The organism is Azotobacter beijerinckii (assembly GCF_900110885.1).
In the GTDB taxonomy this organism is placed as follows: Bacteria; Pseudomonadota; Gammaproteobacteria; order Pseudomonadales; family Pseudomonadaceae; genus Azotobacter; species Azotobacter beijerinckii.
In genome coordinates, this window is the sequence record NZ_FOFJ01000004.1 from 86,628 (window position 1) to 109,228 (window position 22,601).

Here is a 22,601-nt window from a genome sequence, read left to right on the forward strand (position 1 = left end):
CTTCCGGGAGTGTCGATCAGTGCATGGCTGGGCGAATGCGGCAGGGCATTCGTTTTCATCGAGGAGGAGGACAGTCATGTACTTTCACTCAAACGATGAGGCCGTAGTCCGTTCATTCGTGTCGGGATGCAGGTGCTGACCAGGGATGAGTAACGGCGGTTGCCCTGTTTCGCCAGGGGATTGGGGCGCGTCTTTAGCTATAGCTATGCTCTTCATCATCCGGAAAGGGTAGCCAAGCCGGTCCTCTTCGTTGGCCTGTTCCGTCTTTTACCGCTGCCTGAGAGAGCTGCCGAGCCGGCACTCTCCGTCGCAAGATTCTCGTGTTTCTTCTCGTGTGAGAGGGTGTCCTATGACGGTCTTCAGTGTAAAACCCGTGAAGCTGCTTTTTGCAATGGCAGTGCTTTTGCCAGCTTCCCTGTCCATGGCTGAAAGTGGCGGCAGTCCCGCCGCTGCTCCCAGTGCTCCTGCTCCAATAGTACTGGAAAGTACGGTCGTTTATTCGCAGATGCCTGAGGTTCAGGATTATGCTTATGGGATGCGCCTGGATATCGCTGAGGTGGTGGCCATGGAGTATTTCCCCCCCGAGCCGCATTTTTGCGGAGTAATTCCGGCACAGATGACATATGAGGACTCCATGGGGGAACTCAATACCATTCGCTATCTGTATCCGGAAACTGCAGGATGTAGCGAGAATTAGAGCAATGAAATGGACTCCCCCTCCTTATGGCGTCAATGTGCCAGGCTGAAGTTGCGAAAAAACAGCAACCATCGGAGGAGGAGTCATCATGAAACTCAGCGTATATGGGCTCCCCCGGCTCCCCCGGTTCGTCTTCACTACCTGTCACTGTGCAATCGTGGTAGATCTACTGCTCAACATCATCCAGGCGTCCTGGCCTGCCGATCATCCCGGTTGATAACACTGACTGCGCCTATCTGCCTTGTCCCGGCAATGCTGGAGCACCATGGATCAGTAGGGTGCGCAGGTAGATATCGCCTCGCTTGTGATCGATCCCAAGCACTCCTTGCCGCCAGCTGGAGTGCTGGCGAGGAACCAAGTCCAGCCAGTAATGGGCACTGCCACATGCCTCCATCGCCACCGTGCAGGGCTTGAGTCGACGAAAGAAGCCCAGCACTTGCGAACGCTTGAGCTGTTTGCGGCAGACCACCTACTCGTGGCTGTCGACGCCATGAGGCTGAAATACCTGCTTCGCCAAAGCGATGCCTAATTCGATGACTGCTGTTTTTTGCAACTTCAGTCTGGCGCGCTGACGCGGTAAGAAGAGGGAGTCCATTTCATTGCTCTAGGCCCAGTAGGTCGCATCGTCGAGGATTTCCTGGTCCTGGGCGAAGGCCTTGGGCAGTTCCTCCTTGAGCAGTTCGATCCACGTGCGGGTCTTGGCGTCGAGGAAGCTGCGCGAGGGATAGAGCGCGTAGATGCTGCGCTGGTGCAGCCGGAACTGTGGCAGCAGGCGCTTCAGGATGCCCTGGCGCAGGGCCTTGGCGGCGACGAAGCTGGGCAGCAGGCAGATGCCCATGCCGGCCGCCGCGGCCTGGGCCATGGCTTCGGCGACGTTGACCTGGAAGTGGTCGCCGGGACGCACGATCAATTCCGTGTCGCCATCCTGGAACACCCAGCGGTCGGAGAACAGCGGGTCGACCGAGCGCAGGCAGCGATGTGCGTGCAGATCCTGGGGCAGTTTCGGGATGCCGTGCCGTTCGAGGTACTCCGGTGCGGCGCAGACCACGCTGTACAGGTCGCCCAGGCGCTGCGCGACCAGCTCCGAGTCGGGCAGGTCGCGGGACAGGGTGATGACCACGTCGTGGCCTTCCTCGAGCAGGTCCGGCACCCGCTGCGAGAGGGTCAGCTCCAGGGTGACCTCGGGATAGCGCGCGGTATAGCGGGCCACCAGCGGCGCGAGCTGGAGGGTGCCGAGGCTGGTGATCGAGTGCACGCGCAGGTGGCCGCGGGGTGTCAGGTGCGCACCGCTGGCCTCCACGGCGGCGTCGTGCACTTCGGCGAGGATCGTCCGGCAGCGCTGCAGGTAGCGCTCGCCGGCCTCGGTCACCGCCAGGCGGCGGGTGGTGCGGTGCAGCAGGCGCGCCTGCAGGCTGGCCTCCAGATCGGACACCAGCCGCGATACCTGGGCGTTGGAAAGCTGCAGGGAGGTCGCTGCGGCGGTGAAGCTGCCGCTGTCGACTACCCGCACGAAGGCGCGCATGGCTTGCAGGATGTCCATGACTTTACTCCGAGACAGGAAACAGACTGAATTATGCGCAAAGCCGCCCAGCTTGTTGCTGCGAAAATCGGTCGCGGGCGCCTGACGGGCATTTTTTCGTCCGTTCAGCGTCCGCTCTTCTCGATGAGAATTCGCTCCTGGCTGCATTCGCCCGGTGCGGCGCTGTGCGTCTTGGGCGGCTGCGGCCCGATCAGCCCGGCCAGGCTGGGGCCTTCCCGGAAGTTCGCCGGCAGGCGGATCTGGATCTCGTGGAGGCGGTTGTCGGTGCAGAGGAAACTGAAGCTGTTGGGCGCATCCGGGTGGGTCCGCTTGAGGATTTCCAGCAGTTCCCGGCGCTCGACGCTCTTGCCGATGTTCGCCCGGATGTACTGGCCGACCTCCGAATCGTTGAAGGTCCGCACCGCCGTCACCGCCTTGCGGAAATAGGCGTCGTCGTCCATCTCGGTCTGGCAGGTACCGTGTTTCTGCCATTCGTAGTTGCCGAAGTTGTTCTCGAACTGGAAGTTCGGCATCCAGGGTTTGACGAGGGAAAGCGTTTCCTCGCTGAGTTGAATATCGGACTTGGCGCAATTGCCGTAATTCTTTCCGCACTCTTTCTTGTTCGGCCAAAGTCCGTGCAGGGTGAAGTGGGCGATATTCAGTTCGCCGCTGTCCATGGCCCGGCATTCGGGCTTCTGCTTGCTCTTGCTTTTATCCAGCTTGTATTCGCAGAAGCCCGGCTGCCAGGTGACGGCCAGTACGTAGCTGTCCTGCAGCCCCGGGGTCTGGCAGACCCCGGCGGATGACTGCCGGGTCTCGCGGGCGGCCGGTTTGGTCAGGTCCATGTCCCGGGCGCTACCGCAGTCTCCCGGCACCCAGCGCAGCGGCTCGGCGACGCCGGGCATCTCGATGCGCAGCCAATGGTAATCCCGCTCGTCGATCTCGCGAATCCGGTATTCGCGGCCAGGTTCGGCCTTCGTCGGGCCGGGGTTGGTCTGCTTGCGAAACGACAGATAGGCCTCGCAGCGTTGGCTGGCGACGAAGGTGCCGGAGGCGGGCTGGCTGGCCCAGGTGGCGCCGGTCAGGAGACAGAGCAGCAGGGGCAGTGCGAATTTTTTCATGGGGTTTTATTGCCGGGGGAATTGAGGAGTGTGTCTGCGACGGGGGTTTTGCGGATATATGGATGATAAAGGCGTAGGTATATCAAGATGTTACAAGGTTTGTTCAAATGTTTCCTTTGAAAGAGTCAATGCTATAATCGTGCCACTATAACAAGGCCGGCTTGTGGAAGAGATTTCCTTTTATTACCGGTCGTGTCGGGACAGGTATCTTCTTATGTAGTTTTACTACGTAAAGTTGTCGACGAAAGTTGCCGGAGTCGGTACTTCGCAAGAAATTGCGGCGGTATTCGGCTGCGCGTATTTCGGCCTTCGAGACGGTTCCCGACAAGCTGCAAACACTCAAGATCACTACGAAAAAACAACAAGGTCATCTATGAAGAAAGTCATTGCCGTGCCGGTTCTGCTCGCACTGGCCATCTCGAACGCCGTCGCCTCCGAAAGCCATCAGGACAAGCCTGACTGGACGTACGAGGGGCATACCGGCGCCGAACACTGGGGCAACCTGCACGCCGATTACGCCACCTGCAGGCGCGGCCAGGCCCAATCGCCCATCGACATCCAGCACACCGCCGTTGCCGGTGGCGAGTTGCCTGCCATCGCTTTCAAATATGCCGAAAGCCCCGCCAGGGTGGCCAACAACGGTCACACGGTACAGATCGACTTCGACTCCGCCGGGCATATCAAGTTGGGCGACGATAATTATACGTTGCACCAGTTCCACTTCCATACGCCCAGCGAGGAACGGCTGAACGGCGAGCACTATCCGCTGGTCGCCCACATGGTCCATCGCAGCGATGCCGGCGAGCTGGCAGTGGTGGCCGTATTGTTCAAGGAGGGCGAGAAACACGAGGCGCTCGAGCGGGTGTTCGCCGCCATGCCGGCAAAGATCCACGGCAAGGTCGAGCTGGCGGAGGACTTCCATCCGGCCCATCTGCTGCCGGAGGACCAGGATTACTACCACTACATCGGCTCGCTGACCACGCCGCCCTGTACCGAGGGGGTCCGCTGGCATGTGCTTAAGCAGCCCGTGGAGGTTTCGGCGGAGCAGATCGCGGCGTTCAAGCAGCTCTATCCGATGAATGCCCGTCCGCTGCAGCCGCTCAACGGCCGCACGGTGGGAGCCCGTCTGTAATTTGGGGCACGGGGACGGCCGGGGCGGTCCGCGCCCAGAGGCTTCCGGTCGTCCCCGAGCCCGGCGGCCGGAAACGGCCGGCCCCCGTCCGCTCAGTGCAGCGCCGCCACCACTTCCACCTGGCGCAGCCGCTGGCTCAGTTGCAGGCGCTGGGCCGGGTCGTCGCAGAGCAGCAGGGCGCGCTGCAGGTCGAAGCGTTCGCCCAAGGGACATTCGAGCCGCTGGTAGAGGTCGGCGCGGACGAGATGGTCGGCGACGCTGGGCGGGCCGAGCAGCAGGACCCGTTCGGCGTCCTTCAGGGCGGCCAGATGGTCGTCGTCCTGCAGGTGGGTTTGGCGCAGCTGGCGCGACAGCTGCTGCAGCAGGCTGTGCGGGGCGCAGGGCTGCAGGTGGCGGGCCTCGAGTTCCACCTGTGCGCCGATCTGGCGGACCAGCAGGTCGCGACAGTCGCGGGTATACAGGCGGCGGCCGGTGACGGGATCGAGCAGGTGGTCGGCGCTTTCCATGCGCAGCAGGAAGTGTCCGGGAAAATCCACGCCGTAGAGGGGAATCTCCAGGTAGCGGGCCACTTCCAGGGCGATCAGCGCCAGCGCCAGCGGGTGGCCACGGCGCTGTTGCAGCACCTTGTGGAGCAGTGCCGCAGGCGGACGCAGCGGCAGGTGGTCCTCTTCGTGGAAACCCAGGTCGTGCAGCTGGCGCAGCAGCGGCTGGCCCAGCTCCTGCAGCGGCAGGCCGGGCAGGGCGGCGGCGACCTGCTGCGCCAGTCCGCCGACCTCGCGCAGGACGAGCTCGGGGCGCAGGGCGGGATCGTGCTCGGTGGCGATCCACAGGGCGGCCTCGAAGGTGGCTGGCGGATCGCGTTGCAGACAGGCAAAGCAGGCTTGGCGCGAGTTCATGGGCACACTCCAGTGTTGTCCTGTTTTTAGCCGCTGCGAAGCAATCCGTCCAGAGCGCGCCGGCCGCGGTATTCCGGGGGCCGCGCCTATACTCAGGATGAACATCAGCAAGGGAGTATCGCCATGTTCGCCCTGATGAAGGCCGCCCGGCTCGAGGCGTTGCATCTGGCGCGGGACCCCGTCACCGGCCTCGAAGCCATCGTCGCCATCCACAACACCCGCCTCGGCCCCGCGCTCGGCGGCTGCCGCTTCCTCGACTACCCCGACACCGAAAGCGCCGTCCGCGATGCCATGCGCCTGGCCCAGGGGATGAGCTACAAGGCCGCGCTGGCCGGGCTGGAACTCGGCGGCGGCAAGGCGGTGCTGATCCGTCCGCCGTACATCGGCGACCGCTGCGCGCTGTTCGAGGCCTTCGGGCGGGTCGTCGAGGACCTCAACGGGCGCTACATCACCGCGGTGGACAGCGGCACTTCGAGCGCCGACATGGATTGCATCGCCCGGCAGACCCGCCACGTCACCAGTACCACCGACGAGGGCGATCCCTCGCCGCACACCGCCGAGGGGGTGTTCGCCGGCATCCGTGCCACGGCCCAGGCACGCCTTGGCTGCGAGTCGCTGGAGGGCCTGCGCATCGCCGTGCAGGGGCTCGGCCACGTGGGCTATGCGCTGGTCGAGCGGCTTGCCGCGGCCGGCGCCGAACTGTTGGTCAGCGATCTGGAGCAGGGGCGCGTGCAGCAGGCGGTGGAACAGCTGGGCGTGCGCCCGGTGGCCAGTGCCGCGCTGCTCTGCGAGCCCTGCGACATCCTGGTGCCCTGCGGGCTGGGCGGGATTCTCGACGGCGAGACGGTCGGCACGCTGCGCTGCGCCGCGGTGGCCGGCGCGGCGAACAACCAGCTGGCCTGCCCGGAGGTCGCCGACCTGCTGCAGATGCGCGGCATCCTCTACGCGCCGGACTACGTCATCAATGCCGGCGGGCTGATCTATGTGGCGCTGCGCCATCGCGGCGAGAGCGACGCGAGCATCGGCGCGCATCTGGGCGGCATTCGCCAGCGACTGAGCGCCATCTACGCGCGTGCCCAGGACGAGGGGCGTTCGCCGGCGCGCATCGCCGACGAGGAGGCGGAGCGGCTGATCTACGGCTAGAGTTCTGGGGGGCGCTGCGCCTTGCGCCGCGCCAGGCCTCGCCGTTTCTGCGCGGCGGGGCGGGGGAGGGCTGTAGCGCCCGCGACGCCTTGATTCTCGACATGCATTTCGTGCATTGCCCGCCGTCACGAGCGGCGGGTTCGGACGCGCCCACAAGGCGCCGAGGAGCTCAGAATGTCTCTCGATCTTCCCTATACCCGCTACCTGGCGCCCGACGGTCGTCCGGTGGCCGAGCTGCCCGGCTGGGCCGACGACTTCAACCTGCTCACCCGGCTCTACCGGCAAATGGTGCTGACCCGCCTGTTCGACCTGAAGGCGGTAGCCCTGCAGCGCACCGGACGGATCGGCACCTATGCGCCGACCCTCGGCCAGGAGGCCATCGGCGTGGCCCTGGGTAGCCTGATGCAGCGCGAAGACGTGCTGGTGCCCTATTACCGCGACACCGCCGTGCAGCTGCTGCGCGGGGTGCGCATGGAGGAGATCCTCCTCTACTGGGGTGGCGACGAGCGCGGCAGCGACTTCGTCGAGCCGCTCGCCGCCCAGGACTTCCCGATCTGCGTGCCGATCGCCACCCAGGCCCTGCATGCCTGCGGCGTGGCCACCGCGTTCAAGGTCCGCGGCGAGCACCGCGTCGCCGTCACCACCTGCGGCGACGGCGCGACCAGCAAGGGCGACTTCCTCGAGGCGCTGAACGTCGCCGGCGCCTGGCAGCTGCCGGTGGTCTTCGTGGTCAACAACAACCAGTGGGCGATCTCGGTGCCGCGGCGCATCCAGTGCGGCGCGCCGACCCTGGCGCAGAAGGCGCTCGGCGCCGGCATCCACGGCGAGCAGGTCGACGGCAACGACATCCTCGCCGTCCACGACCGCCTGCGCCACGCCCTGGAGCGCGCCCGCCACGGCAAGGGCCCGGTGCTGCTGGAGTGCCTGAGCTACCGGCTGGGCGACCATACCACCGCCGACGACGCGACCCGCTACCGCTCAGCCGAGGAGGTCCGCCAGGCCTGGCAGGAGGAGCCGGTCAAGCGCCTGCAGGCCTTCCTCGTCGCCCAGGGGGTGTGGGACGAGGGCCGCGAGCAGGCGCTGCTCGCCGACTGTCAGGTCGAGGTGCAGCGGGCCGTGGAAAACTTCGAGGCGGCCGGCGTCCAGCCGCTGGGGTCGGTGTTCGAGCACGTCTACGCCCGCTGGCCGGCGGCCCTGGCCGAGCAGCGCGAGATGCTCGAGGAGCGGCTGGCCCGGCGCCAGGGAGGCGAACATCATGAGTAACGGCAAATACACCCTGGTGGAGGCGGTCAACCTGGCCCTGCACCGGGCGATGCGCGACGACGACAACGTGGTGGTGCTCGGCGAGGACGTGGGGGTCAACGGCGGGGTGTTTCGCGCCACCCTCGGGCTGCGCGAGGCGTTCGGCTTCAAGCGGGTGCTCGACACGCCGCTGGCCGAGACCATGCTCGCCGGCCTCGCGGTGGGCATGGCCGCCCAGGGCCTCAGGCCGGTGGTCGAGATCCAGTTCATGGGCTTCATCTATGCGGCCATGGAGCATCTGGTGTCCCACGCCAGCCGCCTGCGCAACCGCACCCGCGGTCGGCTGAGCTGCCCGATGGTGCTGCGCACGCCGATGGGCGCCGGCATTCGCGCGCCGGAGCACCACAGCGAGAGCACCGAGGCGTTGTTCGCCCACGTTCCCGGCCTGCGCGTGGTGGTGCCGTCGTCCCCGGCGCGCGCCTACGGCCTGCTGCTGGCGGCCATCGACGACCCCGACCCGGTGGTCTTCCTCGAACCGACCCGGCTCTACCGGATGAACCCGCAGCCCCTGCTCGACGACGGCCGGCGCCTGCCGCTGGACAGCTGTTTCACCCTGCGCGAGGGCCGCGACCTGACCCTGCTCAGCTGGGGCGCTAGCGTCCACGAGAGCCTGCAGGCCGCGGGCGCCCTGGCCGAGCGCGGCATCGACGCCGAGGTGATCGACGTCGCCTGCCTCAAGCCGCTCGACCTCGACACCCTGGCGGCCTCGGTGCGCAAGACCGGGCGCTGCGTGATCGTCCACGAGGCGCCGAAGAGCTGCGCGGTCGGCGCGGAGATCGCCGCCAGCCTCTACGAGCGCGTCCTGCTCGACCTGCAGGCGCCGATCCAGCGGGTCACCGCCCCGGACATCCCGCCGCCGCTGTACCGTCTGGAGCAGCTCTACCTGCCGGGCGTCGAGGACATCCTCGCCGCCTGCGAGACGGTGCTGGACTACGCCTGAGGCCAGAGGAGAACGATCATGAAATATTTCAAACTGCCCGATCTCGGCGAAGGCCTGCAGGAAGCCGAGATCGTCGAGTGGCACGTCAAGGCCGGCGACAGCGTGAAGGCCGATCAGCTGCTGGTCTCGGTGGAGACCGCCAAGGCCATCGTCGATCTCCCGGCGCCCCATGACGGCGTGGTGGCGAAGATCTTCGGCCAGGTGGGCGATCTGCTGCACGTCGGCGAGCCCTTGGTCGGCTACGAAGGGGAGGGCGATGCCGGCACCGTGGTCGGCCGCCTGGAGGGCGGCGCCGAGGGCCAGGCGGACAGCTTCTGCGTCGGCGCCGCGCCCTCGACCCGCGAACACCTGGCGCCGCGGGCGACCCCGGCGGTGCGCCAACTGGCGCAGAAGCTGGGCGTCGAGCTGGCCGGCCTGAGCGGCTCCGGCCCGGACGGGCTGGTCACCCGCGCCGACGTCGAGGCCGCCGCGGAAGGGGCGCGCGAGCGTTTCGGCGGCGAGAAGCTGCGCGGCGTGCGGCGCAGCATGGCGCTCAACATGGCCCGCGCCCATGCCGAGGTGGTGCCGGTGAGCCTGTTCGCCGACGCCGACCTGCACCGCTGGGCGCAGGCCCGCGACCCGCTGGTGCGCCTGGCCATGGCGATCGCCGCCGCCTGCGCCGCGGAGCCGGTGCTCAATGCCTGGTTCGACGGCAAGGGCCTGTCGCTGCGCCAGCACGCCCAGCTCGATCTGGGCATCGCCGTGGATACCCCGGACGGCCTCTTCGTGCCGGTGCTGCGCAACGTCGGCGCGCGCAGCGCCGAGGACCTGAAGGAGGGCATGGCGCGGCTGCGCGCCGACGTCCAGGCGCGCTCCATCCCGCCCCAGGAGATGATGGGCGCGACCCTCACCCTGTCCAACTACGGCACCCTGTTCGGCCGCTATGCCAGTCCCGTGGTGGTGCCTCCGCAGGTGGCCATCGTCGGCGCCGGCGCGATCCGCGACGAGCCGGTGGCGGTGCGCGGCGAGGTGGTGGTGCATCCGGTGCTGCCGCTGTCCTTGACCTTCGACCACCGCGCGGTCACCGGCGGCGAGGCGGCGCGCTTCCTCAAGGCGCTGGTCGCGGCGCTGGAGCAGCCGTGACTTCGGCTTGATGCCGCTCTGCCCGGCGATGGCGATCAGTCCTGCTCCTGCAGGCGGATACCGCGGGCATGGAGTAGGGGAGGGACGATCAGGATCAGCAGCGTCAGCGCGAGGAGCACGGCAGAAATTGGCTGCGTCACGAACACGAGCCAGTCTCCCTGGCTGATGGACAGGGCGTTGCGCAGCTGCTTCTCGGCCATGGGACCCAGCAGCATGCCCACGATCACGGGGGCGATGGGGAAATCGAGGCGGCGCATCAATACCCCGAGCCAGCCGATCGCCAGCATGAGCAGGAGGTCGAAGGAAGACTGGCGCATGCAGTACACGCCGATGGTGGCGAACACCAGAATTCCGGCATTCAGGTAGGGGCGGGGAATCCGGAGAAGCTTGACCCAGAGGCCCACCAGGGGAAGGTTCAGGATGAGAAGGATTGTGTTGCCAATGTACAGAGATGCAACCAGAGCCCAGACCAGCTCTCCCGAAGTTTGGAAGAGCAGCGGACCCGGCTGTAGGTTGTAGTTCTGGAACACGGCCAACAGAATTGCTGCGGTAGCGGAGGTTGGTATGCCCAGTGTCAGCAGCGGAACCAGGGAGCCCGTTGCGCTCGCGTTGTTGGCTGCCTCGGGACCGGCAACGCCCTCGATGGCACCCTCGCCTTTGTTAGCCGCGAATTCTTTCGGATACTTGCTGAGTTTGCGTTCGACCGAATAGGACAAGAAGGTCGGAATTTCAGCGCCACCTGCCGGAATCGATCCGAACGGAAAGCCGATGAGCGTTCCCCGTAGCCAGGCTGGAATCGATCGCTTCCAGTCGGAACGCGTCATCCATAAAGAAGACAAACGATAGTGACTGCCCGTTTCTTCCCTTTGGTAGAGCACGCCGTGCAAGGCTTCACCGACTGCAAATAACCCGACGGCAACGAGTACGACCTCGATGCCATCAATCAACTCGGGTATCCCCAATGTGTATCGAGCAACGCCCGAGAGGGAGTCTAGGCCGATCAAGCCGATGGTCAGTCCAAGACCCAGTGAGGCGAGGCCCCGCAGCATGGAAGATCCGATTACCGCAGACACTGTCGTGAAGGCAAGCACCAGAACTGCGAAATACTCCGCGGGGCCGAATTTCAGGGCTACGTTGGCAACAATGGGGGCGAAAAAGGTCAGCAAGACCGTAGCGATCGTTCCGGCAACGAATGAACCAATGGCTGCCGTTGCCAAGGCGGGGCCTGCCCGTCCGTTGCGTGCCATTGAGTTGCCTTCCAAGGCTGTGACCATGGAGGACGACTCCCCTGGGGTATTGAGCAGGATGGAGGTTGTGGAGCCTCCAAACTGAGCGCCGTAATAGATGCCGGCGAACATGATCAGGGCGCTTGTGGGATCGACCTTGGCCGTAATTGGCAGCAGTAAGGCAATTGTCAGCGCCGGTCCAATACCCGGCAAGACACCGATCGCGGTGCCAAGCAGGCATCCGATGAACCCACATATCAAATTGATCGGCGCAAGCGCGGCGGCAAAGCCTGTTGTCAAGCTTGAGAAAATTTCCAACATGCTTACCTCCTTGGGCCCGGGTCAAATCCAGGCGTTGACAAGAGGCGGAAGGGAAACTCCAAGCCCGGTGGTAAAAAGCCAGTAGACCGGTAATGCCAGAGCGATGCCGATAGCAAGGTCTCGTGCCGGACGGCGACTACCGAACCCATGTGCCGAGCAGGCAAACAGCAGCGCTGCAGCCAATACGAATCCGATATGAGTAATGAGCAAGGCGGCGATCACAAGACCTGCGGTAACCCAGGACGCTCCAGTCTTGCCGCCGGGCAGAGCCTTGGTCATTTTGTCGCTGTCGTATGCAGGATTTCGGGGGCCACCGGCGACGGCCTGAAGGCTTATCAACACACCTACGATCCCCAGGAACACTGCTACGGCGTAGGGATAGACGTGAGCACCCAAGATGGCGAACCCCTTCTCCGCAGGAAAACGGGATGCTCCGAACGCCAATAGGGCACTTATGAAGATGAGGCTTGCGCCTACAGCCAACTGTGCCGGCAATACTTTTCGAGGATGGCTCATATCAGAGCAGACCAACCTTGACCAGCATATCGCGCAGTCGAGAGTGCTCATCGTCAACAAATTTGGCAAAGTCATCCCCACTAATAAAGCTGGGTGACCATGCATTGGCTTGAAGATTTTCTTTCCACACTTGTGTGTTGGTGGCAGCCAGGACAGCGTCGGTTACTTCCTGACGTTGCGCAGGCGTGAGGTTGGCTGCGCCATAGACGCCGCGCCAATTGCCAATGGTCATGTCCAATCCCTGCTCTTTGAGTGTTGGTGCATCGACACCGGCAATGCGGGTGGGCGAGCCGACGGCGAGTACACGGAACTGACCGGATTCGATGTATTTCGAAAGCTCGGCATAGTCGCCGGTGATCGCCGTGATGTGGCCTCCCAAGGTCGCCGCGACCGCTTCGCCCCCTCCGCCGAAGGCGATGTAGTTCACCTTGTCGATTGGAATATTCAGCTTGCCCGCCAACTCGGCGACTCCGATGTGATCTACCGAACCCTTGGATCCACCGCCCCATTTGACGTTGGACGGATTGGCTTTGAACTCGACCAGCAAGTCGTCCAGCGTTTTGTGGGTAGACGCGTTGCGTACGGCAATCACGTTGTATTCGCTGAAAAGTCGTGCGATCGGCGTCACCTTCTCCAAGGTGATTTGCGGCTTGTTCTGTACCACGGCACCGACCATGACAGCGCCGACGATGAGCAGGGCATTCGGGTCGCCCTTGGTGCTGTTGGCAAATTGCGCCAACCCGAGCGTTCCTCCTGCGCCTCCCTTGTTCTCAAATGTGACTGCTTTTGCCACCGTGGCCTCGATCAAGGCTTTGCCCAATATGCGTGCGGTCTGGTCATAACCGCCACCGGTTGGGCCGGGGACCATGAATTTGACGGTGTCCAGCGCAAAGGCTGATGTTGCGAGTGCGGCTGCGGTGATGGCAGCTGTAGTCAAGGTACTGAATCGACGGAGCGAGACGAACATGAGTTGTCTCCGGATATCAATGAATTATTGATGCCGAGTGAATATTTATCATCCATTCCCGTTGAGTGTTGACCAAGGGTGGGACACCATTCATTGAGCGTGCGTCCGTGGATAAGCGTAGATCAGCGCGTGGGGGGGGCCGGCCTCGGCCCCATGAGGCTCGAAGGCATGTCGCTCGACGGCGACAGTTCAACCATCTACTGATCACTGTCTCCGTTCTGCTACCGCTTTATCAGCGGCTCTGGATAAATGTTCTGGGCATGACCGGGTCCCCGCCACTGCTCGGCGGCGATGAACTGGCGGAGAGCGATCCCCGCGTCGTTGGCGAGGGTCATCAGAATGCCGCCGCCGGGCCGCTCCACGCTGAAGTTCACCGTGTATTCCGCGCGGAACACTTCGCTGAGGGTCTGGAAGGGGCTGTCCATGGATCGTACTTCCCGTGCGCTGGATCGATGGACGAAGGGACCGGCGTTGTCCCGGCAAGCGCGCCCGGCCGTTCTATCCCAGCTTCGGGCGGGGAGCGGTGCGACGTCAGGTGAAACATGTGCCGGGTGCGTTTCGCTTCCGGGCCGTTGATAATGGCCCGGCGGACATCCCCGGATGTCCGGTCTTTTTCTGCATTAAATTCCAGATCGTCCACCGGGCCAGCACCGGCGGACGCTCACGCGAGGGCTGTGAATTGAAGACCGATTGGACTAAAAGGCTGGACTATCTATTGAAGACCGAGTGGGCAGAAAGCCTGCGCCAGCGCATGCACGGGCAGGCCGAGTCGCTGGGCAATCTGCTGGTGGAGGCGTTCCACTACCTGGCGCTGTTCGCGATCGGCGGAGCGACGAGCTGGGCGGCGCTCCAGGCGTTCGCCGGCATGCTGGACAAGGGCCATGTCACCGTCGACGACATTCTCCTGCTGTTCATCTACCTCGAACTCGGCGCCATGGTGGGGATCTACTTCAAGACCAACCACATGCCGATCCGCTTCCTGATCTATGTGGCGATCACCGCGCTGACCCGGCTGATGATCGGCGACATTTCCCACAGCCACACCCCCGGCTGGGGGGAGCTCATCGTCTCCGGAGCGATCCTGCTGCTGGCCGTGGCGAACCTGGTGGTGCGTTACGCGTCCTCGCGCTTCCCGGCCGAGCAGGCGGACGGCCCGGCGCGGCGGCGCATCCAGGTGTCGGAGAAGCCCCAGGGCGAGAATGCCTGACCGGGGCGCTCCCGTCCGCGCGGCGGGGGCGGCCGTGCAGGGATGCACGAACCCTCAGGGCCCGGCTGCGCCGTAGCCCTTCACGCCAGCGGCGCGAACAGCGCGGCGATATCCTCCTCGTCCATCCGCCAGTCGCCCACGACGGCGCCCTCCAGCAGGCCGCGGGCCAGCTCGGCCTTGGCCTTCTGCAACTGCTGGATCTTCTCCTCGACGCTGCCGCGGGCGATCAGCCGGTAGACGAACACCGGCTTGTCCTGGCCGATGCGGTAGGCGCGGTCGCTGGCCTGGGCCTCGGCGGCCGGGTTCCACCAGGGGTCGAAGTGGATCACGGTGTCGGCGGCGGTCAGGTTCAGCCCGGCGCCGCCGGCCTTCAGGCTGATCAGGAACACCGGCAGTCGGCCGGACTGGAACTCCTCGACCGGCGTGCGCCGGTCGCGGGTGCTGCCGGTCAGCTGGGCGTAGGGAATCTTGCGGGCGCGAAGCTCCGCGGCGATCAGCTCGAGCATGCCGGTGAACTGGGAGAACAGCAGCACGCGCCGGCCTTCGGCGAAGAGTTCCTCGAGCATCGGCAGCAGCGCGTTGAGCTTGGCGGAGTCGGCGGCTTTGCCGGTGGCCGCCGCCTCGTCGTCGAGCAGGCGCAGGTCGCAGCACACCTGGCGCAGCCGCAGCAGGGCCTCGAGGATCAGCAGCTGGCTGCGCGCCAGGCCCTGGCGCTGGATCTCCGCGCGGATCTTGCGGTCCATCGCCAGGCGCAGGGCCTCGTAGCGGTCGCGCTGCGCCTCGGTCAGTTCCAGGTACTGGGTGATCTCGCTCTTGGGCGGCAGTTCGGGGGCCACCTGCTCCTTGGTCCGGCGCAGCAGGAAGGGCCGCACCCGCGCCTTGAGATGGGCCAGGCGGGCGAGATCGCCGTGCTTCTCGATGGGGATGCGGTATTCCTGCTTGAAGGCCTGCTGGTCGCCCAGCCAGCCGGGCATCAGCAGGTGGAACAGCGACCAGAGTTCGCCCAGGTGGTTTTCCATCGGGGTTCCGGTCAGGCACAGGCGGTGCCGGGCGTTCAGTTCCCGCGCGGCCTGGGCGGCCTTGCTGCGCGGGTTCTTGATGTTCTGCGCCTCGTCGAGGATCAGCAGGTGGAAGGGCTGGCGAGCCAGGGCCTTGAGGTCGCGGGAGAGCAGGGCGTAGCTGGTCAGCAGCAGGTCGGCGCGGCCCATCTCCTCGAACAGGGCGCTGCGCTGGGAGCCGTGCAGGGCCAGCACGCGCAGCCCGGGAGCGAAGCGCGCGGCCTCGTCCTGCCAGTTGGGGATCAGGCTGGTGGGCATGACGATCAGCGCCGGTGCGGTCAGGCGCCCGGCTTCCTTCTCCAGGAGAAGGTGCGCCAGGGTTTGCAGGGTCTTGCCCAGGCCCATGTCGTCGGCCAGCACCCCGCCGACCCCCAGCTCGCGGAGCGTCTGCAGCCAGGCCAGCCCCTGCAGCTGGTAGGGGCGCAGCTCGGCCTGGAGTCCGGCGGGCGGGCGCACCTCCTGTTGCGGCAGGTCGCGCAGGCGGCGGGCGAAGTCGCGCAGCGTCTCGCCGCCCTGCCAGTGCAGCGGCACTTGCTCCTCCAGGGCGGCCAGCCGGGCGGCGTCGGGTCGCGCCAGGCGCAGGCGCTGCGGGGTCTCGCCGGAGGCATGGAAGAACAGCTCGCCGAGATTGGCCAGCAGCGGCCGGAGGCGGCCGAAGGGCAGGGCGATGCGCTGGCTGGCGCTCTGGCCGCGGGGCAGCGGGACCAGCAGCAGTTCGTCGTCGGCGCGTCGCGCCAGGGCTTCCGGGGTCAGCAGCCAGGGGCTGTGGCGGATCGCGTGGAGGAGGATCGGCAGCAGGCTGAGGCGCTGGCCCTGCACCTCGATGCCCATTTCAAGGTCGAACCAGTCCTGTTCGGGAGCGGCTTCCAGCTGCAGGTACCAGTCGTCGATGTCCAGCAGGTTGTAGTGGAAGTCCGGGCGCATCTCGATGCGCCAGCCCAGCGCGCGCAGGCGCGGCAGCGCGTGGCGCACCCAGTGCAGCCAGGCATCGTCGTCGGCCAGTTCGAGGAGTTCGCCGGCGCTTTCCGGCAGCGCCTCGCTCTTGCGCAGGGCGGTGTGCAGGCCCTGGGCGACGAGGGTCTGGCGATGGCGCGCCTCGCTCTCGGGATGGCGGCGGATGCGCAGGATTTCCGTGGCGCCGGGCACCAGCAGGTCCTTCGCCGGCTTGCCGAAGGCGAGGTGTTCGCCGTAGCGGAAGGCCAGCGCGGCGCGGTGCTGGGTCTGTTCCACCATGCGCCCCTTGCGGGCGTCGTAGTGCAGGCGCACGTGGCTGCCGAGGATCAGCTGGGGGACGGGCTCGAGGTCGTCGATCCGTCGCTCGGGCAGCGGTGCCCTGGGCTCGGCGAGGGGGGGCGACTGCCGCTGGAGGATGAGCAGGGCTGCTACCACATGCTTGCAGTTGTGCCCCACCGGGCAACTGCAGCGGCCCTCGATGCGCCAGCTGCCGGCGTGCGGGCGCAGCTGGATGCTCTGCCGGTAGCGGCGGATCGCCGAGCCCAGGCAGGTGGCGTCGACTTCGTCCGGGGTGGTCTGCAGCAGGGTGCAGCGTCCCTGCGAGGCATAGTCCTGGCCGCGCTGCAGGGTGCCGATATCGAACTGGTCCCGCCAGTCTTCCGGGCGCAGCCGAAGGAGGTCGGGCTGCATCAGCGATTCCGCCGCGGCGGATGCTGAAAGGGAGGGAAATTAGTAGGCATGGGCGTCGGCAAATGGATGGAAACCGCCGATTCTCTCACAGCAGGGCGCGTTGGACAGCCTCGGTGGCCGGTGCCCGGACGGACGTGGCCAGAGCGGGCCGGCGCCTCACTCGGCGAAGCGGCCGTCCAGACCTTCGGCGCGGAATTCCACGGTCTGCGCCCGGTAGCCGTGGCGCAGCGGCGGCAGCGGCAGGCAGGCGTGCCAGTCGCCGCCCGGCGGAAGTGCGCCGGGGGCGACGTAGTGCGGTCGGTCGTAGCGGTCCTCGGCCAGGTCGACGCTGTCCCCGGGGGCGTAGGCGGCGACCCGCCAGCGCAGTTCCAGCAGGGGCCGGTCGCTGCCGTTGTGCAGCTGCGCCGCCAGCGGCCGGTCGGCGGGACAGTCGGCGGGGGCGTGGTGCAGCCGGAGTTCCAGCCGGGCGAGGTGCCATTCCGTGTCGTGCTCCTGCCAGAACACCGCGGTGGCGATCAGCGCGACGCCGAGCACGGCGGCCAGGGAAACCGGCAGGGCTTTGCCGGGGTAGCGCAGCAGCAGGACCAGCCAGGTGAGGAAGAGTAGGGCGCCGATCAGCATGGGCGCGCGACGCGAAGAGGAGACATGGGCGGCCTCGGAGCGGGATGCTGCGGGCATTCTACGGGGGAATCCGCCCGCCCGGCCACGGCGGGGAAGGCCTTTGCCGGAGCCCTGCCTCCCGCCGGGTTGCCCGGCGGAGGGGGGCGGTCCGGACGGCCGGGAGGCCGTTCGGACGAGGCGGCGGTCAGCCGGCGACGGAACGGTTCTGCACGGTCTCGGTGCGGCCGTAGACGTCCTCGAGGCGCTCGATGTCGTCCTCGCCCAGGTAGCTGCCGGACTGCACCTCGATGATCTCCAGCGGGATCTTGCCGGGGTTGGCCAGGCGGTGCACGGCGGCGACCGGGATGTAGGTGGACTGGTTCTCGGTGAGCACGAAGGTCTTCTCGTCGCAGGTCACCTGGGCGGTGCCGGACACCACGATCCAGTGTTCGGCGCGGTGGTGGTGCTTCTGCAGCGAGAGGCTGGCGCCGGGCTTGACGGTGATGCGCTTGACCTGGAAGCGGCTGCCCATGTCCACCGAGTCGTAGGCACCCCAGGGGCGATAGACCAGGCAATGGTTCTGGGTTTCCGGGCGCTCCTGCTCGTCGAGGGTCTTGACCAGCTTCTTGACGTCCTGCACGCGGTCCTTGTGGACCACCATGGTGGCGTCCTTGGTCTCCACCACCACCACGTTGTCCAGGCCGATCACGGTGACCAGCTTGCCGTTGCCGTGTACCAGGCTGTTGTGGGTGTCGTGGAGGATCACGTCGCCCTTGGTGACGTTGCCGTTCTCGTCCTTGTCGTGCACTTCCCAGATCGAGGCCCAGCAGCCGACGTCGCTCCAGCCGGCGCTCAGCGGTACGGCGGCGGCCTGGCGGGTCTTCTCCATCACCGCGTAGTCGATGGAGTTGTCCGGGCAGCAGGCGAAGCTGGCCGGATCGACCTTCAGCTCCTCGTCGTGCCGCTCGCTGCGCTCCAGGGTCAGCAGGCAGTTGTCGTAGATGTCCGGATCGTGCTCCTTGAGTTCCTCGAGGAAGCGGCTGGCGCGGAACAGGAAGACCCCGCTGTTCCAGAAGTAGTTGCCGGACTCGACGAATGCCTGGGCGCGGGCGAGGTCCGGCTTCTCGACGAACTGCAGGACGCGGCTGACGCCCTCGGGCAGGACGCCCTGCACGGCGAGGTCGCACTTGATGTAGCCGTAGCCGGTTTCCGGGCGGTGGGCGGGGATGCCGAACAGCACCAGCTCACCCATTTCCGCGGCCTGGGCGGCGACCTTGATGGCCTGCTCGAAGGCCGGCTGGTCGGCCAGCACATGGTCGGCCGGGAGCACCAGCAGCAGTTCGTCGCGGCCCTCGGCGAGCAGCTTCATGGCGGTCAGGGCGACGGCCGGCGCGGTGTTGCGGCCGAAGGGCTCGAGCACCAGCCCCTGGACGTGCAGGCCGACGGCCTCGAGCTGCTCCTTGACGATGAAGCGGTGCTCCTGGTTGCACACCACGATGGGGGTTTGCATGCCTTCGAAGGCCAGGCGCTGCAGGGTCTGCTGGAAGAGGGTCCGCTCGCTGGTCAGGGCGAGGAACTGCTTGGGGTACTGCTTGCGGGAAAGGGGCCAGAGACGCGAGCCGCTACCGCCTGACAAGATCACCGGAATCATACTTTGCTCTCCTTCGAAGATGGGGTGTTGCCGTTCTTGCTGTTTCCCTGCAGGTATTCCGCACTGGTCTTGCAGGTAGTGGGCGACAGACCGCTCACTCTTTCACCGGGGGTTTGACCCAGACAGGGTTGATCTGGTTCGCCGAACCCGTCACATACAGGCAAACGGTTTCGCCGCGGGCGAGGCTGATCGGCTTGAGGTCGGCGACCTTGCGCTCGCCGTCGAACAGCGCCAGGTTGGCTTTCACCGGGTTGATCTCGCGGTCGCCGCGGCCCTTGGGCTCTACGCTCTTGACCACTTCGGTCTTGCCGTCGGCGGTCTTCAGGGTCAGCGGCTTGTCCGAGAGGTTCTGCACCCGCAGCAGGGCCTTCTGCTTGCTCTTGAAGGCCGGCTCCTCGACCAGCAGCGGGGCGCCGCCGGCCTGGGTCACCAGGGTGTAGTAGTGCTCGGCCGCGAGGTTCACCGGCAGGCTCTGGGCGCCGATGCGGGCGCTGTACTGGCCGGCTGGCAGGTATTCGAAGGCGCTGCTGGCCTGCGGCGAGACGTCCTCCAGCGAGACGCTGCCGACGCTGGCGCTGGCTTCCTGGTTGCCGGCGTTGTAGAAGCGCACGAAGGTCGAGCCCTTGGGCGCGACCGCCTCGTAGAGCGCGCCGTCCCCGGCCTGGGCATAGGTGTCGGCGAGGCCGAGCAGCAGGCTCAGGCCGAGGGCGAGGCGGTGTTTGCGGTGCAGTCGGGTCATCTCATGTACTCCTTGATGAGGGGGCGGGCGCTCAGTGGCGCGCCCCTTGCGAGGTGGCGGTGTTGTCGGCCAGGTGCTTGTCCTGGCGTCCGGCGGCCTTGAGCTGGGCGACCCACTCGGCGTCGAATTCGCTCAGGTCGTAGGCCATCGGCAGGTAGCGTTCGGGAAACTCCCAGATCACCAGGCGCGGCGGGGCGTTCTTGAAATCGTCGCTCTGCAGGAACTTGAGCATCGGCAGGATCGGCCCGCGGCCGTCCTCGGCGAAGTTCACCAGGTCGCTGCCGAGCGCCTGGCGCAGTGCGCCGGCGAAGTTCCAGCGCTCGTCGGCGCTGTAGCTGGTGCCGACCAGGGCCACCGGCACCTGGGTTTCGACGAACAGGTCGTTCGCGCCGGCGCCGTTCTCCTCCCGGGCGCGGGTGCTGTATTTGGTCAGCTGGTCCGGCGGCGGCAGCAGCTCCTCGAACAGCGGATCGAGCGGCAGGAAGTTGGTCAGGTCGCCCTTGTGCGGCCCGCCCGGCACGCTTTCGGTGACGTAGAGGCTGCCGGGCTCGGGGAGCAGGCCGCTCGGCCTGATCGCCGTGGCCAGCTGACCGGCGACCACCTGGGCGCCGTAGGGCGTCCAGTGGGTGTCGGTGCGCAAAAATACCGGCCCCGCGGCCTTGGCCTGGTGCAGCGGGCCGAGCAGGTCCGGCGCCTGGATGCCGGCATCGGCCACGGCGCGGCGGAAGTTCTGGTAGAGCTGCTCGTGGAGCGGGGCGGGACGGCGCTCGCCGAAGTACTCCGGGTACAGGCGCGCCTTGGCCGGCAGGATCGCCATCACCAGTTGCACGCCGTGCCGCGCCAGGGTTTCGCGCACGCCCTGGATCAGCGCCTGGTTGTCCTGGGTGTTGTGCAGGGCGTCGGCGACCGGCTTGAACTCCTCGTCGCTGTACAGCCAGTCGTTGGCGCCGACCACCACGCCGGGGCGGCCTTCGCCGAACAGGCTGAAGTCCAATGCGGCCCAGAGGTTGGTGCCGAGCTTCTTGATCGGGAAGTGCTCGTCGTAGTGCTTCTCGAAGGCCAGGGCCAGCTTGCCGTTGAGCACCGGGGTGTCGACGGCGGCGGAGAAGTCCGAGGCGCCCTTGAGCGACCACAGGCTGAGGGCCAGCAGGGTGCCGGTGAAGGTGCCGGCGTAGAGCAGGTTGGAGGTTCTGTGCATGGCGATCCCTCTTCAGAACTGGAAGTAGAGGAAGGGCGAGAAGCTCTGCGCCGAGAGCTTCAGCACCGAGGCGGCGAACAGCAGGAGCAACGCGACGCGGGTCGCCAGCATCGGCAGATCGATGGCCGCCGACGGCGCCAGGGTCAGGGTGCCGCTCGCGGCCGGGGCGATGCCCTGGTCGTCGGCCTGGGCCTTGGGCGCACCGCTGAGCGGCTGGGCATGGAACTGGCGGATGCCGAACACCGCCATCACCAGGTAGGCGAGCAGCAGGGTGGCGATCTGCAGGCTGGTCAGTTGCGCGCGGTTCAGGTCGGACAGGCTCCAGTCGCCGAAGCCGAACATGGCGGCGTACATGCGCCAGGCCACGTCGAGGTTCTCGGCGCGGAAGATCACCCAGCCGAGTACCACCAGCAGGAAGGCGAAGGCCCAGCGCAGCGGACGGATGCTCTTCGGCGCGGCGTCGATGCGCAGCGCGCGTTCGATCGCCAGCCAGGTGCCGTGCCAAGCGCCCCAGAGGATGAAGGTCCAGTTGGCGCCGTGCCACAGGCCGCCGAGCAGCATGGTCAGGACCAGGTTGCGGTAGGTCTGGAAGGTGCTGCCGCGGTTGCCGCCCAGGCTGATGTACAGGTAGTCGCGCAGCCAGGTGGAGAGGCTGATGTGCCAGCGGCGCCAGAACTCGGTGATCGACTGGCTGACGTAGGGCTGGTTGAAGTTCTCCATGAAGCGGAAGCCCATCATCAGGCCGAGGCCGATGGCCATGTCGCTGTAGCCGGAGAAGTCGAAGTACAGCTGCGCGGTGTAGGCCAGCGCGCCGAGCCAGGCGTCGCCGGTGGTCGGGTCGCTGAGGGCGAAGCAGTGGTCGGCGAGCGGCGCCAGGGTGTCGGCGATGAACACCTTCTTGACGAAACCCTGCATGAAGCGCGTGCAGCCTTCGGCGAACTTGTCCAGGGTGTGGGTGCGGTGGTTGAACTGGTCGACCAGGTCGCGAAAGCGCAGCACCGGGCCGGCGATCAGGTGCGGGAAGATCGCCACGAAGGCGGCGAAGTCGATCAGGTTGCGGGTCGCCGGGGTGTCGCCGCGGTACACGTCGATGATGTAGCTGATCGACTCGAAGACGTAGAACGAGATGCCGATCGGCAGCAGGATGTGGGTGACCACGAAGGGTTCCAGGCCGAACGAGGCGAGGAGCGCGTTCAGGCTGTCCACGCCGAAGTTGGCGTACTTGAAGTAGCCGAGCGTGCCGAGGTCGACCACCACGCCGAGGATCAGCCAGTGCCGGCCGGTCTTGCTGCGCACGCCGGCGGCGCCGATGCGCAGGCCGATCCAGTAGTTGAAGACGGTGACGGCGGCGAACAAGCCGAGGAAGTCGATGCGCCACCAAGCATAGAAGATATAGCTGGCGGTCAGCAACAGCAGGTTGCGGTAGCGCGCCGGGCTCAGGTAGTACAGCCCGAGGAACGCCGGCAGGAATAAAAACAAGAAGACGTTGGATGAAAAAACCATTACCCGTGTCTCGCGTGTAGCGCCAATTGTTCAGGCTCCTCTATGAGCCCGGCCTCTCCCCCGGGAGTCCCCGAAGATGTCCATGCCCGGCTGCGTCTC

General features: G+C 66.2%; 20 protein-coding genes and 2 pseudogenes. 7 read left to right on the forward strand and 15 right to left on the reverse strand.

What is annotated here, in order from left to right:
• Positions 1–349: 349 nt before the first annotated feature.
• A complete protein-coding gene (locus BMY22_RS03260) occupies positions 350–697 on the forward strand; it encodes a DUF2790 domain-containing protein (protein WP_244158784.1) in 348 nt (115 codons plus the stop codon).
• A gap of 250 nt (positions 698–947) precedes the next feature.
• On the opposite strand, the pseudogene BMY22_RS25345 reads toward BMY22_RS03260, so the two are convergent.
• From BMY22_RS25345 to BMY22_RS03275, 4 genes and pseudogenes are all read right to left on the reverse strand, one after another.
• Positions 948–1,064 (reverse strand): annotated as a pseudogene (locus BMY22_RS25345) (IS110 family transposase); the annotation flags it as partial.
• A pseudogene (locus BMY22_RS03265) lies at positions 1,062–1,292 on the reverse strand (hypothetical protein); the annotation flags it as partial. The pseudogenes BMY22_RS03265 and BMY22_RS25345, both read right to left, overlap by 3 nt.
• 9 nt (positions 1,293–1,301) lie before the next feature.
• On the reverse strand, positions 1,302–2,237 hold the full coding sequence (locus BMY22_RS03270) for a LysR family transcriptional regulator (RefSeq protein WP_090619540.1): 936 nt from the start codon (positions 2,235–2,237) through the stop codon (positions 1,302–1,304).
• 104 nt (positions 2,238–2,341) lie between these two features.
• Positions 2,342–3,337, reverse strand: coding sequence for a ribonuclease T2 (locus BMY22_RS03275; RefSeq protein WP_090619541.1), 996 nt, complete (start codon positions 3,335–3,337; stop codon positions 2,342–2,344).
• A 373-nt stretch (positions 3,338–3,710) separates the two neighbouring features.
• Here BMY22_RS03275 and BMY22_RS03280 point away from each other — a divergent pair, with 373 nt between their 5' ends.
• Positions 3,711–4,469, forward strand: coding sequence for a carbonic anhydrase (locus BMY22_RS03280; protein WP_090619543.1), 759 nt, complete (start codon positions 3,711–3,713; stop codon positions 4,467–4,469).
• 92 nt (positions 4,470–4,561) lie between these two features.
• Here the strand turns inward: BMY22_RS03280 and BMY22_RS03285 are convergent, their stop codons facing one another.
• A complete protein-coding gene (locus BMY22_RS03285; RefSeq protein ID WP_090619545.1) occupies positions 4,562–5,365 on the reverse strand; it encodes a SirB1 family protein in 804 nt (267 codons plus the stop codon).
• Positions 5,366–5,488: 123 nt separating this feature from the next.
• Here BMY22_RS03285 and BMY22_RS03290 point away from each other — a divergent pair, with 123 nt between their 5' ends.
• The 4 genes from BMY22_RS03290 (at position 5,489) to BMY22_RS03305 (ending at position 9,872) form a co-directional block, all read left to right on the forward strand.
• A complete protein-coding gene (locus BMY22_RS03290; protein ID WP_090619546.1) occupies positions 5,489–6,508 on the forward strand; it encodes a Glu/Leu/Phe/Val dehydrogenase family protein in 1,020 nt (339 codons plus the stop codon).
• A 174-nt stretch (positions 6,509–6,682) separates the two neighbouring features.
• On the forward strand, positions 6,683–7,771 hold the full coding sequence (gene pdhA / locus BMY22_RS03295) for a pyruvate dehydrogenase (acetyl-transferring) E1 component subunit alpha (RefSeq protein ID WP_090619548.1): 1,089 nt from the start codon (positions 6,683–6,685) through the stop codon (positions 7,769–7,771).
• Positions 7,764–8,750 carry an alpha-ketoacid dehydrogenase subunit beta gene (locus BMY22_RS03300; RefSeq protein ID WP_090619550.1) on the forward strand — a complete coding sequence of 329 codons (987 nt, stop codon included), beginning with the start codon at positions 7,764–7,766 and terminating at the stop codon, positions 8,748–8,750. The genes pdhA and BMY22_RS03300 overlap by 8 nt, the downstream gene beginning before the upstream one ends.
• A gap of 18 nt (positions 8,751–8,768) precedes the next feature.
• Positions 8,769–9,872 carry a dihydrolipoamide acetyltransferase family protein gene (locus BMY22_RS03305; protein ID WP_090619551.1) on the forward strand — a complete coding sequence of 368 codons (1,104 nt, stop codon included), beginning with the start codon at positions 8,769–8,771 and terminating at the stop codon, positions 9,870–9,872.
• Between the two features lie 35 nt (positions 9,873–9,907).
• Here BMY22_RS03305 and BMY22_RS03310 read toward each other — a convergent pair whose 3' ends face one another.
• The 4 genes from BMY22_RS03310 to BMY22_RS03325 form a co-directional block, all read right to left on the reverse strand.
• On the reverse strand, positions 9,908–11,419 hold the full coding sequence (locus BMY22_RS03310; RefSeq protein ID WP_425265958.1) for a tripartite tricarboxylate transporter permease: 1,512 nt from the start codon (positions 11,417–11,419) through the stop codon (positions 9,908–9,910).
• 21 nt (positions 11,420–11,440) lie between these two features.
• The gene (locus BMY22_RS03315; RefSeq protein WP_090619553.1) at positions 11,441–11,935 is read right to left on the reverse strand and encodes a tripartite tricarboxylate transporter TctB family protein; all 495 of its coding nucleotides are present in this window, start codon (positions 11,933–11,935) and stop codon (positions 11,441–11,443) included.
• A 1-nt stretch (position 11,936) separates the two neighbouring features.
• Positions 11,937–12,902 (reverse strand): tripartite tricarboxylate transporter substrate binding protein, encoded by a 966-nt coding sequence (locus BMY22_RS03320; protein WP_090619554.1) that lies wholly within the window; start codon positions 12,900–12,902, stop codon positions 11,937–11,939.
• Between the two features lie 221 nt (positions 12,903–13,123).
• The gene (locus BMY22_RS03325; RefSeq protein WP_090619556.1) at positions 13,124–13,327 is read right to left on the reverse strand and encodes a DUF3509 domain-containing protein; all 204 of its coding nucleotides are present in this window, start codon (positions 13,325–13,327) and stop codon (positions 13,124–13,126) included.
• A gap of 290 nt (positions 13,328–13,617) precedes the next feature.
• Here BMY22_RS03325 and BMY22_RS03330 point away from each other — a divergent pair, with 290 nt between their 5' ends.
• Positions 13,618–14,109 carry a phosphate-starvation-inducible protein PsiE gene (locus tag BMY22_RS03330; RefSeq protein ID WP_090619557.1) on the forward strand — a complete coding sequence of 164 codons (492 nt, stop codon included), beginning with the start codon at positions 13,618–13,620 and terminating at the stop codon, positions 14,107–14,109.
• A gap of 80 nt (positions 14,110–14,189) precedes the next feature.
• On the opposite strand, the gene BMY22_RS03335 is transcribed toward BMY22_RS03330, so the two are convergent.
• The 6 genes from BMY22_RS03335 to BMY22_RS03360 all read right to left on the reverse strand — a co-directional run bounded on the left by BMY22_RS03335 (position 14,190) and on the right by BMY22_RS03360 (position 22,502).
• Positions 14,190–16,811 (reverse strand): DEAD/DEAH box helicase, encoded by a 2,622-nt coding sequence (locus tag BMY22_RS03335; RefSeq protein WP_090619559.1) that lies wholly within the window; start codon positions 16,809–16,811, stop codon positions 14,190–14,192.
• A 156-nt stretch (positions 16,812–16,967) separates the two neighbouring features.
• A complete protein-coding gene (locus BMY22_RS03340) occupies positions 16,968–17,432 on the reverse strand; it encodes a multidrug transporter (protein ID WP_090619561.1) in 465 nt (154 codons plus the stop codon).
• A 184-nt stretch (positions 17,433–17,616) separates the two neighbouring features.
• Complete coding sequence (locus BMY22_RS03345) at positions 17,617–19,062, reverse strand: mannose-1-phosphate guanylyltransferase/mannose-6-phosphate isomerase (RefSeq protein WP_090619563.1); 1,446 nt, start codon at positions 19,060–19,062, stop codon at positions 17,617–17,619.
• Between the two features lie 94 nt (positions 19,063–19,156).
• Positions 19,157–19,801, reverse strand: a complete 645-nt coding sequence (locus BMY22_RS03350) for an alginate O-acetyltransferase AlgF (protein ID WP_090619565.1) — start codon at positions 19,799–19,801, stop codon at positions 19,157–19,159.
• A 31-nt stretch (positions 19,802–19,832) separates the two neighbouring features.
• Positions 19,833–20,999, reverse strand: a complete 1,167-nt coding sequence (locus BMY22_RS03355) for an alginate O-acetyltransferase (RefSeq protein ID WP_090619566.1) — start codon at positions 20,997–20,999, stop codon at positions 19,833–19,835.
• Between the two features lie 12 nt (positions 21,000–21,011).
• The gene (locus BMY22_RS03360; RefSeq protein ID WP_090619568.1) at positions 21,012–22,502 is read right to left on the reverse strand and encodes an MBOAT family O-acyltransferase; all 1,491 of its coding nucleotides are present in this window, start codon (positions 22,500–22,502) and stop codon (positions 21,012–21,014) included.
• Positions 22,503–22,601: the final 99 nt, after the last annotated feature.